General features: G+C 45.7%; 12 protein-coding genes. All 12 read right to left on the bottom strand.

Annotated elements, in window-relative coordinates:
- Window positions 1–222, bottom strand: coding sequence for a hypothetical protein (locus tag AR543_RS23630; RefSeq protein ID WP_087071441.1), 222 nt, complete (start codon window positions 220–222; stop codon window positions 1–3).
- A 20-nt stretch (window positions 223–242) separates the two neighbouring features.
- On the bottom strand, window positions 243–1,136 hold the full coding sequence (locus tag AR543_RS23625) for a hypothetical protein (protein WP_087071440.1): 894 nt from the start codon (window positions 1,134–1,136) through the stop codon (window positions 243–245).
- A gap of 30 nt (window positions 1,137–1,166) precedes the next feature.
- Window positions 1,167–2,036: a type II secretion system F family protein gene (locus tag AR543_RS23620; protein WP_087071439.1), complete on the bottom strand. Its 870-nt coding sequence runs from the start codon at window positions 2,034–2,036 to the stop codon at window positions 1,167–1,169.
- Window positions 2,036–4,132, bottom strand: coding sequence for an ATPase, T2SS/T4P/T4SS family (locus AR543_RS23615; RefSeq protein ID WP_087071438.1), 2,097 nt, complete (start codon window positions 4,130–4,132; stop codon window positions 2,036–2,038). The genes AR543_RS23620 and AR543_RS23615 overlap by 1 nt, the downstream gene beginning before the upstream one ends.
- Window positions 4,133–4,328: 196 nt before the next feature.
- A complete protein-coding gene (locus AR543_RS24410) occupies window positions 4,329–4,535 on the bottom strand; it encodes a hypothetical protein (RefSeq protein WP_158524027.1) in 207 nt (68 codons plus the stop codon).
- An 86-nt stretch (window positions 4,536–4,621) separates the two neighbouring features.
- Window positions 4,622–5,185 (bottom strand): winged helix-turn-helix domain-containing protein, encoded by a 564-nt coding sequence (locus AR543_RS23605; RefSeq protein WP_087071436.1) that lies wholly within the window; start codon window positions 5,183–5,185, stop codon window positions 4,622–4,624.
- A gap of 566 nt (window positions 5,186–5,751) precedes the next feature.
- A complete protein-coding gene (locus tag AR543_RS23600) occupies window positions 5,752–6,930 on the bottom strand; it encodes a hypothetical protein (protein ID WP_087071435.1) in 1,179 nt (392 codons plus the stop codon).
- A gap of 15 nt (window positions 6,931–6,945) precedes the next feature.
- A complete protein-coding gene (locus AR543_RS23595) occupies window positions 6,946–9,294 on the bottom strand; it encodes an FtsK/SpoIIIE domain-containing protein (protein ID WP_087071434.1) in 2,349 nt (782 codons plus the stop codon).
- A gap of 1 nt (window position 9,295) precedes the next feature.
- Complete coding sequence (locus AR543_RS23590) at window positions 9,296–9,559, bottom strand: hypothetical protein (protein WP_145953962.1); 264 nt, start codon at window positions 9,557–9,559, stop codon at window positions 9,296–9,298.
- Window positions 9,560–9,564: 5 nt separating this feature from the next.
- The gene (locus tag AR543_RS23585) at window positions 9,565–10,863 is read right to left on the bottom strand and encodes a M23 family metallopeptidase (protein WP_087071432.1); all 1,299 of its coding nucleotides are present in this window, start codon (window positions 10,861–10,863) and stop codon (window positions 9,565–9,567) included.
- Between the two features lie 14 nt (window positions 10,864–10,877).
- Window positions 10,878–12,905 carry a TraG/VirB4 family ATPase gene (locus AR543_RS23580; protein WP_087071431.1) on the bottom strand — a complete coding sequence of 676 codons (2,028 nt, stop codon included), beginning with the start codon at window positions 12,903–12,905 and terminating at the stop codon, window positions 10,878–10,880.
- The gene (locus AR543_RS23575; protein WP_087071430.1) at window positions 12,886–14,931 is read right to left on the bottom strand and encodes a hypothetical protein; all 2,046 of its coding nucleotides are present in this window, start codon (window positions 14,929–14,931) and stop codon (window positions 12,886–12,888) included. The genes AR543_RS23580 and AR543_RS23575 overlap by 20 nt, the downstream gene beginning before the upstream one ends.
- Window positions 14,932–14,949: the final 18 nt, after the last annotated feature.

The raw sequence follows: 14,949 nt of genomic DNA, 5'->3' as shown, positions 1-14,949 counted from the left end.
TTATTTCATACTTTTCAGAGGATCTACAACCAGCTCTTGCACCCAGCTCTGAATTTGCGGTTTGAGAAACGCATACAGAATCAGACCACATGCTACTGTAATGACCCCACCAACGATCCAGTTTTGTGTAGCATCTCCTCGTTCAGACCGAGCAAAACGCTGCATTCTTTCAATGCTTACTACATAACCTTTTGTCATCCAATTCACCATACGATTTTTCATTTTAAATTCTCCTTTAATTTTTAATTTATCGAAGCAAAGCTGCCAAATATATGAGCGATCATACTTCCTAAAATCAACAACGCAGATAAACCCAACAACAAATAGCCTCGGATCATTTTCCCAGGCTCTTTTCGCGTTTGCTCTCCTAATGAAATATAGCGTAGATCACGCAGATCATCTTTGACAGCATTTAAATCTTTCTCAGCCTCATCAAATCCACGTACAATAACAACGTTAACAACAGAAGTGAAATCATATACGACCGGCAGATCCACTTCATTTGCAAACTTGTCTAAGGCATCTTGTAACGACATTTCTCTGCTATCTGTAATGAGCCGTTTTAACATTTGAGAAAGTAGCGGGCTAGTTTGTTTATGCTCACTTATTTCCCTGAAAATATTATTTAAAGGGCGCCCAACTTCCAGTGCAATGATCATTTTACTGATCATATTCGGCAGATCACGAATTAGTAGTTTTTGTCTTTTGTTGTATTCGTTTTTTATACTCATTATTGAAGTATAAAAAAACAGCCCTGCTAATACCGGAGCTGCTGCTACAAACAATTTTTGTGGGAATACAGTATAAACCATAAGTGGTACGGTACCTAAAGCAATTGAAGTAATCAAATGATTAATAATATATACTTCGTAGCTCTCTTTCTTACCTAAACCCAAATACATCCTTCGCGTCGTTTCTCCCAAAAGATAATCCAGGCTTCCCAAGCCTTTAGTATGTTTGGTTAAATATCGAGTCAAATGACCCTGCTTCGAACGTTCTCGATCGAGTTCATTCATCGTGATCAAAGTTGCGATGGCATTGAGCTGATTTTGCCGTTTAAAATTGGGAAGCAGTGCATTCAGTAGTCCAATCACCAATAAGAAAAGACCTACTCCCATCATAATTCCGCCTATCATACTTCACCTCCCTCCCGGCTATTAAATGCGCTATCGTAAATCATTCATATTCAATCGCATGTATTTATCCTTCATCATTAAGACAATAAAAGTACATACGATCATAAATGCCAATGCGATTTTCCCAAATACTGTATCGAATGTACCTGGTCCACCTCCTGTATTACTTTCAAAATAGGAGAAAGCCAATACGATGAACCAGATCCCTCCGATGATAGAATAGACTGCAGCAATTTTAGCTTTATTTTCAATATCAAGGCGCTTTAAAAGCTTGACGTCAGCTTGCATATCTTCAATACTTTCTTTCAACCCTTGAATAGATTTTAAATGAAACCCGTCTCTACTACTGGAGACCAGTTTTCCCACCAGATCATCAAATTTTTGGAATTTAATTTGATCGGCCATCTGTTCAAGTGCCGCTTGCAGATCAATACCAAGCTCCAATTTTCTAAGCAGCTGGGCAAACATAATTTTGGTTACCCCATGCATAGATGGTATGGATCGCTCAATGGATAACTGGACCGTTTTACAGTCAGCCAGGCGAGCTACCATTTTGCGAAGATTCACGGGCAAATTAATGAGTATGTCTTTACGATATTTATATTCCATTGTCGAAAGAAAAATCCGAGGAAGACTATATCCCATAACTACACTTGCCAAAGCAATAAATGGATTGTTGGTCATGCGTGCAACAAAACCACCAATAGCAATAGCTATGACGATCAAAATGATATAGTGCTTCACATGGAATTCAAAGCCTATTTTCTCTGCACGTTGTTGCACGATTTTATAACCGAGTAACTCTTTAATCCTTTCGATTTTTATTGTTCGCTTTGGAGCGGGAAACACAAGAAGAGCGATTAATGATCCGGAAAGTAAAAACCAAAGGATACCGTTCATTAAGCAGTCACTCCTTGTAAAACGGTATTAATCTCTTCAATTTTTATTCCTTTACGCTTGAACTTGCGCAAAATAGTGTCAGAAGTAATATTCCCCACACGCTGATGGATACGTTTTTCGTAATCATAGACAAAGTATGGATTAATGATTGGTGTCGAGTCTTTCGTGAATCCTAGCAGCTCACCAAATTCAGTGACAACACATTTCCCGTTATCTAAGCGCTCCTGAAAAAGAATAATGTGGATTGCTCTTCCCACCTGAGCTGCAGCCGCCTCAGTACTATCATTAAGCTGAAGCCATCGCACCGCTGTTTCCTGCATACTTTCTGCATGAACACTGGACCAGGTCGTGTGACCGGTATTCATACCGATCAATGCTTGGGAACCCGCGAGTTTATCACGAACTTCACCCAGTACAAGAATATCTGGACGCTGACGTAGTGCGGCTTTAATCAACTTATCCATTCCAATACTTTTGGATGGGTCGTCCATCTCTTTAGTCAGCAAAGAAGGCAAATTAGGATAGTCTCGGTAGGCTTGTTTAAAGGCATAACGAAGTTCCTCTGTATCTTCTATACTCATGATTCGAGTGATTTTTGGCATATAAAGCGGTAATCGACTAAGTGTAGTCGTTTTTCCGCTATCGGTACTCCCTGCAACAGTAATATTTACACCTGCATAGGTGAGTGCCCGTAATACTTTGATCATTTCCCAGTTCATATTCCCATAAGAAACAACCTCTTCATCAGAGAAAATATCTTTAGGAAATTTTCGGACAGCTACCAATGGATACCGCGCACTTACTCCATCACGAGTTGTCGTATCCGCAATAACGTTGACCCGAATTCCATTTCGATTCGCATCGATGATCGGAGTATTACCGGTAAAAGATTTACCGATTGGCTCTAAAATTTTATTGATGATTTGAATATAGTCTTCAACCGAAGCAAATTTTATACTGGTATCATGTTCGTTTAATCCATTTCTACAAACTATCACTTCTTCAGGACCGTTGATTTCAAACGAGCTGACAGATTCATCATCTACGAGTGGTTGTACTGGACCTAATTTCAAAATTTCCTGTTGTACCCAACTAATTACTTGCTCTCGCGGCATTTTAAAACTGTACGTAGTCAAATCTCGAATGATGTCAGCAATCAAGTACATAACCTTTTGTTCTGATTCAGAACTATTTACGGCTGCCACATAATGATCGAGATGACTTTCACTCAACATTCGCTGTACCTGTTGTTTTAATTTTTGTAGATTTTTTTGGTCATCTTCTGTAATAAGGTCATCTTGTAAAGAATCTGTAAAGCTATATTCCAGGTATTCCATAGGATCAATTATTCCTGGAATTTCTCCTGATTCTTCAATGTCTTCCTCTACCAATAAAACAGCAGCCTGCATTGGAATTTCTAGCGGTGGCAACTTGGATATTTCTTTAATGAGATCACTTGCTTTTTTAAAAAAATTCTTCTCCTTTCGCTCAAACTTACCTTCGCCGGAGAATAAAAATAAGCGCTCCTCAGCAGCACCAAACACTTCTGAAAACCGCTTATATCCGGTATAGGTATTGATGAAATCAACGCTAGTGTTATTGAAAAATACAGCAGCATCTGCATATTTAATGGATGAGAAAGTCATTGTATGAAGCATCGTGCCAGAAGCCACATAAATAATAAAGTCATATTTTTCTTGTAGCTGTTGGCGTAAATATACTGGAAGATGCATCATCGTTTTATTGGATTTGATTTTCATTGTGACTGGGCTGTCCGGCATTGACCGAGGGTTAATGAGCAGATAATCTACACCTTTATACTCGACCATGTAATCATGCAAAGGCTTCAATTCTTTACGATTGAAGTCCAAGAGCAACTGATCAATCGATTGCTGTTTGTGTAACCTTTCGAATGCTTCTTTATTATCGAATGTGTTATAGGATATCCGAGGTATACCCATACAAGGATACTCAACAACCAACACTTTCGATTTTCGAGGAAGCTCATTAAGCAGCATACTTAATCCCGGCAGCAAGTCACCTCCGCCTACTGAGGTTAAAGTAATAATTCGAGCTTTTGTTACAGTTGGTATCAATTTTCTAACCTCCTAATTATTTTTACACCATACTTTTTCTACAGAATGAAAAAAATTATGTTTATTTTTGGGAGTCGCTACTCCTTTAAGTTGAGACAATCCGGTCTTCAAAACCTGAGTCTCTACCGGTATAGTAAACACCGGATTATAGCGCCGAGGAGTCTGCCACAAATCTATACATGCTGATCCCATTTCATCAGATCGATCGCTCAATAGGCTCCCTCCTTGCATTCAGGGTCTTCTCTGGATCAACCAAGATCAGGTTCCGGACCGTATGACGGTATAGTGGATGGTGCGGTGTATGCTCATATTCAAAATCGAGCCCTTTTTTTCTGGCGACCTCTACGATCGCTTTGGCCTGATCGGCGCTGTCTACATGGACCGCATCACAGTTCAAAATCAAAGAAACACAGCGATCGATGTCAGCCGGCGATAAGGAAGCCGGCCGGCTTCTTCGCCGTGCCCTCGGTTTACTTAATCCAAACATGCTTACTCACCACCTGCTGAAGCAAGATTCAGATCCGGTTGTGAAGTAGATGATCCAAGAAGCAGACCCCGTAAGTGCGACCATTCCTCCTGCAGCAGCTGCTGGGTTTCTTTACCTTTCCAAAACATCCCTGGAAGCAGATTCATCATGATATGGTCGTACTTCATGATGGCAGCCTGGTCCACAGAAAGAGCAGCTGCTTGTACTGCCGGAGTGAGAGAAGCAGGTGCTGCGGACCCTGTTGGAGCAGCAGTCGTCTGCTCCGCTCTACGTTGTTTCTCTGTATCTTCCGGATGCGCTTGCGCGGAAGCCTCTTGATTTTCATTTTGCTTATGGAACCAATCCACCGCTTTGATAACCGCTTGCTCCAATGTACAGTTCGGCTTGCCACTATACATCTTCACTTTTTTAAATACGGTCAGATCTTTTTCGAGCAGCTTCCGGACGCTTCCCGGACTATAAAACACATATCCGGCTTCTTCCATCAGTGCGATCCACCTTTTTAAGGTAGAGGAACTAATATCCAGTCGATCCGCTACAATTTTATTGGTTAATGGGTTAGACATACATCGTCCTCCTCTCGAAATACAAAAAGCCGCATCCGGTAGGGAAATACCGTTGCGGCTTTACAAATTATCGACTGAAGCGAAGGGGAAAAACGCTACAGGATTCGTCTGTCATTTTCTGACCCTATTAGAATAACACGTTTTTTAAGCCAAAGTGTCCAATAAGAGTCCAATTTTAGTATCTCTTTAGTATAAAAAAAGTATAATTTTAGTCTAATTTTGCTAAAAAGTTGAAATACCAGCATAAAGAGAGGGATGACATAAGAATGATATGCAAAAGGGAGAGGTGAACAAATACGAGAAATGAAGAGGATTTTAATTGCCTGATACAAATCAATTTTGTCAGCTGTTATACGTGTTCCTAAAGTGTGGAACCGATTTATGTATAAAAAAAGGAGGAATAAGGAGGCCCGCAGATGGCTTCATGCAAGCTGCTGATCAGCTAGCATGAAGCATTTTGAATCCAGATTATGAACTGTACCGCCTTTCACTGTACCGGGTACCGGTACCGCAGAAGAAACGTACAATCCTTGATATGACGGGCTTTTCCAAAAAAAGAGGATGTTTTATATTACGGGTACGGTACCGGGTACAGTGGCCGGTACCGTAGATGAAGAAGAGCTCGTTGAATAGAAGTCTACTGCTTTGCGACTGGACTGCAGCAGATAGGTTTCTATTTCTTCTTTGGTCCATTTGATAGTATATGATTTCCCCTGCTCTGCCGGTCGGTGCAGGACACCTTCTTCGGCCAGCTCCTGCAGAATATCGATCACTCGCTTTCGCCGGATCCGGAATTTAATCCGAAGATACTCGGAGCTATGCAGCCCATGCTCACACACAAACCGTTTGATCTGTTCATACATATCATCTACCTTTTTGATTTTGGCAGCGCCGGCGCTACCTACAACCCAATCAAAACTGAGCTGTTTGGCACCGGAAAGATCCGTGCGATCAACGCGTGTGAGTTCCAGCGGGGCAGGCTCATATTCCTTATAGTCTTTCGCTCGGATCTGGCCCGCCAGATGAGCCGGTTCCACCCACTCCAGCATAGGGTCTCTCCAAAACACGGGGATTCGCGAAAGCCGGTGAATTTTACGCAGTAGTTCTTCAGTTCGCTGCTCGCTCAGCGCCGGCAGCCGCAAATTTCGTTTTCGCCGGATAAAATGAAAAAGACGCTCCGGTTCCATTTGATAAGTTGTCATGAGCTCCTGCAGCAAACCCAGGTGATGATTGATATCGAGCTGGGTATCACTGTATAACACCGCTGCATCTGCATAGCGAATCGCAAAGTGGGTCATCGGATGAATCATCGTTCCCTGCGTAACAAATAGGATATAGTCATAAAGACCGCACAGCTGCAGTTTCAAATATAATGGCATATCAATCAGTGCCTGATTGGAGTCCAGACGTTGGGTCACCGGCTGACTGCTGCTGGAGCTGGGATGTAAACATAAATAATGGACCGCTTCATGCTCTATCAAATACTGCTGAATATCACGGTGTTCCTTTAAGTGAAAATCCAGCAGCCACTGGTTAATACTACGTGCCGGTTCCCAGTCGATCACTCGGTGAAGACCCAAGTGATCATACAGGCGCGCAATCCCTAAATCCGGAAGCTCGATCACGCACTTCCTGGCTTCCTTGGGTAGTGCCTGCAGCAGCCTCAGTAGGCCACCGCTACAATCTCCTCCACCGATCGTTGTCAATGTGATCATAATGCCTGGCTTATTAATCTGAGGCTGCATGGTTCATTCTCCTCTCTAAAATGAAGGCTCGTCATTCATAAAGTCTTCGATTTCTTCCTCATCCCAGGCAATTTGGTAGTCAGGCCGTGAACCGACCGCTTCTAAAAAGCCCTCCTGAACAAATACTTTCAGCGTATCGCTGACTTTCTGCCGGCGGACGCCAAATTCTTGCCGAAGCTGCCCGGTATTCACGCGCCGCTGCTCACAAATGAACCGTTTCATCTGGTGCTGCAGATCCTCATCGCTCAGTTTGCTGGACGATCCGCCGCCGATATAGATCGGCATACCGAGCTCCTCATCATAGTCTCCAAGCAGTCCTTTTTCTTTCATCCATTTCATAATTTCTATCGATGCACTCATGGGAATTTTCAATCTTTTCTCCAGCCGGATCGGGGCAAGTCCGCCCAGTTGCTCTGCCAGTTCCACCGCCTGCTTGAGTAACTCCGGATCGATTTTGCTCTCTTTCTGCAGCAAATCCACTTCGCGTTCTTTTTCCTCCTCGGGGAGCTCATCCGGTTGGCTATCTCGCTCCAAGGTATCGTCACCCATTTCTTCCTCTTTTTCCTCTTCTACCATTACTACCGGAGAAGACGATCTCAAGAAAGTTGGTGCCTTATTAGGGTCCATAACAGATTCTTTTTTTGGCTCACTTACAGGCGGTTTGGACAGGTTCACTGCCGGGTACGCCTCTTCCTCTTCTTCAACCTGCCAGCGGCTGCTGGCTAGCGCTGGAAAGACCGGTTCTATGGGCGGCTTTGGCGGTTGTTTTACTATCCCCGGACTGACCGTAACTGTACGTTCTTGATTCCTTGACCGCTTCGTTAATAGCTCAATAAAAGCAGTCGATTCGCTATCACTCCCAATAGCAGCGGCTTGAAAGCGAAATTTACCATTCCCATCAATTTTGGCAATCCCATCTCCTTTGCCAAGTAGACCAGGGTAACGCTCTTTATCAGAGTTCATAGCAATCTGATATTCTATACCGCCAGACACTTTAAAACAAATACGAGCAGGGATATTGGCTTTGACAACCCCTTTAATAATACTGGCCCGCGGAGACTGCGTGCCGAGAATTAAATGAATACCGGCTGCACGAGCTTTTTGAGCGAGTCGCCCAACAAAGTGATCAATAACATCGCCATCGCTGACATCTTTCAGATCCGCAAATTCATCAATAATGATGACTACGTAAGGCATCGGTTCCCCGCCCGTTTGCTGCATACGATCATTAAATTCTTTAATGTTACGGACACCTACCTGCATTAAACGCCCATACCGGCTTTCCATTTCCTCGACAATCCGGTCCAAAACATCCGGGACTTCTTCCATAACGGTGATGACCGGTTCTCGTAAATACGGAGACCCATTGTACATGCCCAGCTCGACCCCTTTCGGGTCCACCAGTATAAACTGGACTTGATCCGGAGTGCGCACACACTTGATCGACGTAATAATCGTATTAATTCCAACGGATTTACCCGATCCGGTTTCTCCAGCAACCAGCATATGGGGAAGCTTGGCCACATCTGCGAATCGGGGTGTCCCCACAATATCGCGTCCCAATATAAACGGAATTTCGGCGTGCTCCGCATATTCCACAAAGGCTTGCGCTAAATCGCGCAGATAGACATACGTTCGTTCTTCATGAGGGATTGTGAAGCCTGCTGCACTCTTATAGCCTTGACCAGGCTTCATGATCGTAAACCCATCTTCAATCCCCAAGTGAATTTTGATATCTTCCATTTTTTTAACCAAGGCGGTGAACTGTACTTTAGGGGGCAGTGAGAAAATAATCTGCTGCAGCGTAGGACCCGATTTGATATCCAGAATCTCTACATTTTCTTCAAATACAAAACCGGCTAATTTGAGCGCATCTGAAATGAGCTCACTGGCCCAATCCGGCGACATGGGTTTCGACGCTTGAGGACGTGGATTTTTAGGGAGTTCACTGAGCGGGTGAGGCAGCTCCGTTTCCCAGCCGCCTCCCTGCTTTTTAAAAGGACTGAGTAGACTTGCCTTCGCTTCCCCGGGTACAGCTTCAGCTACCGGTACCGCAGGGATAACCGTCGCTATCCCTTTTCCTCCTCGCCGTAAAAGGCTCATAGACGCAAGTAGACCGGATCCTATTTTCCGGCGATGTTTCCAGGCCCATGGCGTTCCATTGATCACTCCCCAATACAGGGCCAGTGTAGGGAATACACTTTCAGCCAACGGATACAACATGGGGATGGGATTAAATACAAATTCAGCAGCGCATACCGCCATTCCGCCGAGGGCTACTTTATTTGAAAATGCCAAAAAACCCTGATCCTCTTTTTTGGATGGGGTTTTCGCTTTTACTTCTTTCGGTGTAGACGGCTCCATATTAAGCGCCTCCTTTCATCAAGGTTCGGAGCAGATCGCGTAGACCTCCAGACATATTTTTGACCATTTCCGAAAAAACAGGCCACCAGCCCTTGGTTTCGGATATGGTCAAATCAATAGCTGCATTGCGGTTTAAAAAGAGCATCGCAAAGAAAAAAATCACACATCCGGTCCATAAAAAGTTACGTGCTTTCTCCGTTTGCACGGTTTTCCAGATCACATACAAAAGCACCCCGGTCATTACCGCTGAACCAATCGTAGTCACGGTATTCATCCCCCCATTTGCTTTAATTTCTGCATAATTACTGAGACATTCCCTGCCCATTTAGGATCTGCAGCATAAAACCCTTTCGGGTTGACGCCTGCCGGCATATTCATCCACTGGATTGGCCCTACATTGTCTGGCTTATTGGCCTGCAGCTTCACAATCGCACGCGCTGCATAAATCGCTGATTCTTCGGTCGAATTATCCGTGTTTTGCCAGGAGCCAAAGGTATTCCACGGATTCCGGATGATTTTGTCTGCATTTCGATTATTATTAGGTACAAAACTTTGCTCTGCTCCTGTGATAGCAAGCAGCAGATAAGGATTTATTCCGTACTGCTTCGACACCCGGTCGACCATTTGTAAAATAGATCGATTCCCCATGCGTGTACCCACCCCGTTACGTGTCGATAGGTACTGGTACATGGCATCAATGTTTAAGGGCTCATAAGCAATACTGATATCCACGTTTCCTGGCTTGACGATCGGAGAGTCACAAATCGCCGGGGCCGGCACAGCTGGCGTCGGCAGCGTTGGTTTATTCATCCCATTGCCTGGCTGAAGCGAGGAACCGAATTTTACATATTGCAGCGGATTGACCGCTGTTCCATTGACTTCGACTTGAAAGTGTAAATGAGGTCCTGTTGATGAGCCCACTCGTCCGGCACCGATCCGGCCCAGCCGCTGCCCCTTTTTGACCATATCCCCGCGCTTCACTTCATAATGAGAATCGATGTGCCCATACTTGGTCACGACTCCTCCAGCATGCTGCACATAAATCACCTGTCCATATCCTGTGGCAGGCCCTGCATAAATCACTTGTCCATCGGCCATAGAGTAAAAAGGAAGCAGGGCTGCACCGCCGCCCGCAATAGAAATATCAATCCCTTTATGATTACTGGATCCGCCCGGCGTTGGGCTTTTTCGTGGACCAAATTGTGAGCTAATCCGGCTGACTGTTGGCACAGGCCAAAAGTAGTTTACTCCTTTGGCATCCAAGACCTGGCCGGCCTGCTGATCGGCGATAGCGCAGATACCGGTCGTCGCTCCGCCTGCCACAAAATCATTTTTTAATTTTTCTTTATCGAGAAATAGTAGATACGGGAAAAACAGTAGGGTAACTCCCAGGCAAACCAAGCAGAGAAACAGCACAAATGCGACCAGAAAACTTCCCCATACAAAGGAATTACGCTTCTTTTTACGCTTTGCTTTTTGGTCCGCTTTTTTTTGCAGTTTGAGCGAAAACCCTGGCTTCCTACTTGGATCAGAACCCTGCCCGGAGCGCTGCCTTCTTTGCTGCACCATGCCTGATCAGCTCCTTAACTGGCTTCCTGATTCAGACCGCGGGTTTTGTACAGTTCAGCCTCTTCTTCCGGAACATCCATCCAAAGCTGGTCATACCGCTTGTGATACTCCAGGAAGTATGTTTGCGTGTCTTCGCTGGCCTCGATACCTTCTTGGATTTCCTGCGGAATGGTAGAGTGCTGAGCCAGGCTGCGTACTGCCGATGTTTCCATGTAAAAGTAGACCCGGACATTCGTGTTTTCCCACATCCCTACACCATCCGAGTAATCCAGCATGATGGCGGGTGTATTACTGGCCAGAATCATCAGACCATTGAGTTTACGGATCGCCGTATACCAGCTGAAAATCGCATCCCGCAGCATCCGATTTTTGGTCTGCCGCTGCCCTTCATCCACCAGCACAGCCGAAAAGCGTACCCCTTCCACTTTATTCCGGGCGATGCTCGAATTGACGATATCGAAAGCCATCGACATTTTTAAATGAGCTTGCTGCGATTTTTCGCTCTTTTGCTTCTCATTATCGGAATCGATAATCCCTTCGCCGACTTTATAGACCACAAGCGGCGCCGTCGCTTTGGCACCGATAATATGCTCCAGCGATTCCTCTTTAGAGAAGATATAGCGGTAAATGCCTTCAAAATAGATTTTGACCCGGTCATACACATAATAGGCATGTTCGCGTCCTTCATTCTGTTCATCTTTGGCTCGCTCTTTCAGCACCTGGAATACTTTATGAATGGTTGGCCGGGTGGACTCGTCCAGGTAGCCCGGGTTCCACGTGTCTGGTCGTTGTCTTTCGATACCAGCTTTGGTGTAGATCGCTTCAATCGCTTCGCCGATTTCAAAGATATGGAATCGCTCCAGTTCTCCTGCCAGCATAGAGAAGGTGCGCAGGGTCATATCCAGGGCATTACTGTACCGCTGCCGATTGTAACCTTCAATCGCTTTATCCAAGCCCGGCAGCTTGGGCATAATCACCATCGGATCAAAATAGTTACCGGTAGAAGCCGTTTGATCGATATAAATGCCGCCCACTGCTTCGCACAGCTCTCGCCACTCCCCGTCCAGGTCAAAGACATAAACAAAGATGTTTTCTTGCAGCAAGGACACAACAAGCGCTTTGAGGAAGAAGCTTTTACCAGAACCGGTCTTACCGAATACGGTCAGGTTCTGCGCTCTCGGATCATTCGGATCACAAATATTGATAAAACAAAAAGACCCATCTTCGGTACGTCTTCCGAAGTAGGGTCCTTCTGTATCTGAAAAAGAGCCTCGGGTGAGCGGGTAGGTTCCTGCTGCCACATCGTCCGTGAGTACACGTCCATAGTGACGTTTATTGAAAAATTTACTACGCTTTGTGTTTTTATCGTATACCGGGCTTACTTGGCGCATCGCTTCGGCTTGTTCCCGGCGCAGATTATCCAGCTTCCCATCCATTTCATCAAACCAATTTTTCAGCATCGATTCAGCATCATCGAGCTGATATTCTTTGGCAGCAGAAAGGGTCAAAAAGGTGGTCACTTCGACCAGCTTTTTATTGTTATGCAGCGTGGCATCCCGGATTGACTCAATCGTCTCTTTCGCCAGCAGTTCCGCTTTGCGAGCAGGATCGGTAGGACTCTGTTCATTAATGTTCCGATCCAAACGCTTGAGCTGGTTTTTCATGCTGTTATTCCACTTCAGCGTACTTTCAGCATAGCGAATCTTTTTAGAAAGCGTGACTCCTTTTCCTTCGATCATTTCCTCCAAATGATCCAAGTAACCCACCAAAATAGACGGCGGATAATCCTTGATCATTAGCACCCGGACAAAATGGCCGGTGGTGGATTGTTTACCGTTCACTGCGACCTGCAGGCGGCCTTTCTTTTCGATCGTGTCCGGATTGATCTGCAGATGGAATTTGCGCTTTTTCCAGTATTTCAGTAGCCGCTTGGCTGCATGTAAAGGAGGATCTTCGTCCGGCGGCTGCAGCGGCGTCTCATGCTCCTGCTGCTCTTCCTCATTTTTCTTTTTCCATCGCCATTTAAGCTGTATCTTGTTCATCTTTGATTTCCTCCTCTCTTAAAAACTTCTGGAACATAAAGTAGCTGCGGAATCGTCCACTTACAGCAAGTGGGCGACCCATATACACATATTTACTTGCCAACTGGAACAGCGGGAATACAGCTGAAGCCGGACGCTTATACTGCTCTGCAATCAGTTTTTGGAAATGGACCTCCATTTCTGCATCCACTTGATTGAGCCACAAGTCATGCTCCCAGTGCGTCACTTCTTCTTCCCAGCGCAGCCAGTGATGATAGTTGCTATCGATAATGCCCGCTCCCGGATAACGGCTGCGGATCTGCTCTGCATCCGGGAAGTGCCATGGCAAATCGATCAGCACCAATCCATACTCGCGCTGCTGCTCAATCAATTCGATAATTTCGGCTGTTGTAGGGTAAGATAATAGCTCCACGCGCGGCGTGATCACACGCAAAAGACGCTGATCGCGAAGCTTGATTTGCTCGGAAATCCAGTGCTCAAATTTAATAGAGACTGGCGCATCCGCATCAAGTCGTGGATTGATCAAAGTAACAGTGCCCCGGTCAACAGACAAATCGATCAGTGTAACTGGCTGCCCCTGCAGCGCACGAGCGGCTGCAATGTTCGCTGCAAGGAAAGACTGTCCCCCGCTGACCGGCGAAGTGAGCCAAAATACGCCTTCCAGCTCTGAAGACTGAATATAGTCCAAAATGACCTCTTCCTCTTCACTGTCGATCGACGTATATTCTTGTGGTTCTGACGAAGTGCTTTCCATCGCCTGCTGCTCATTACGCTGCTGTTTTTTTGATACTCTTACTTTCTGAGCCTGGCGGATCCGCTGCTGTACCGCAGCCACTTCTTCTTTGGCTTTTGTTAGGAACCGGCGGAGATACTGCATAAGGATGGACCATAAATGGATAAAAGAGACTCCTTTTTTCAACTTTTCGGTTTCCGGCTTCGGATCATCACTGTCTGGAATCTCTTCTCCCGTTGCGATAGCAACGAGCTCTTCATAAGAGTCCTCTTCCAGTTCAGTTACTTCTTTCTGATTGCTCACAGGTTCTTCCTCGCTTTCCGGGAACGTTTGATAAGCCAGATTCTCATACGTAATCGCCAGTTCCTCTTCTTCCTCTTCCAGTTCAGCCACTTCAGGCTCGGCCCATCCTCCCTGCTTGGCTTTCCATTCCGACCACGAAAACTTGGCCCAGGTGCGTCCCAGGATTTCAGGCACAACAAAACCGGCCACCTGCTCTACCCGGTGCCCGGTCATCTCCAAACTACTCACTACACGCTTTTGTTTTTCCATCAGCTCTGCAATCATTCGGTGACGATGCAGTTCGGCCTTGCTGACCCCTTCTGGCTCATCATCGCGCTGTCTTCCCTTGATTCGAAATTCAGGAATACGCAGCATAAAAGTATACACGCTGCGCCGGGCATATCCCTGACGAGCCTGCAGCTCCTGGCGCTGAATCCGGTTCAAGCTCAGCTGCCGGATACCCTCCGTCGCGTACGTCCGCTCCCGGTGATCATTCCAGATCGCATGCTGGTAATCCGGAATTTGCTCGGCCATAATATCGACTTCAAATCCTTCAATCAAACAAGCTCGCTGAAACTGCTCGAATGCAGCAATCCGGCGAATCTGCTTGGATCGTTTCTCATGCATCCAGGGCGGTACCTGAACATTCAACACCATCTGAATATCATTGCCAGATCGATAAAAGGAGCCATCTTCCTCCACCCCTAAAAGGGCTGCGAGTTCATCGCCCTCCCCATCTTCCGGACCATACACATCATGCTTAAACCGTTTTAAACGGTACCCGATTTCCATCCAGCGAAAAATCAGCGTACCGATCGCTATAGCTGCCGTGTAGATCATCTTTTCAATGATACCGATCGGAAGAGAAAAGATAATAAATCCGATAACTACCGTTGTGACTAAAATCCACAGCACATCGACGAGTCCCAGACCCAGTACTTTGACATCCTCCCGGATGTCACCCATGATATCCACCTGCATAATATCCTGGCTTGATTCATTGTCTTTCATGTCCAACTCCTCCTTTCT

This window comes from Paenibacillus bovis (assembly GCF_001421015.2).
GTDB lineage: Bacteria > Bacillota > Bacilli > Paenibacillales > Paenibacillaceae > Saccharibacillus > Saccharibacillus bovis.
Note: the sequence above shows the minus strand (reverse complement) of the source record. Positions and strands in the feature narration are given on the sequence as shown.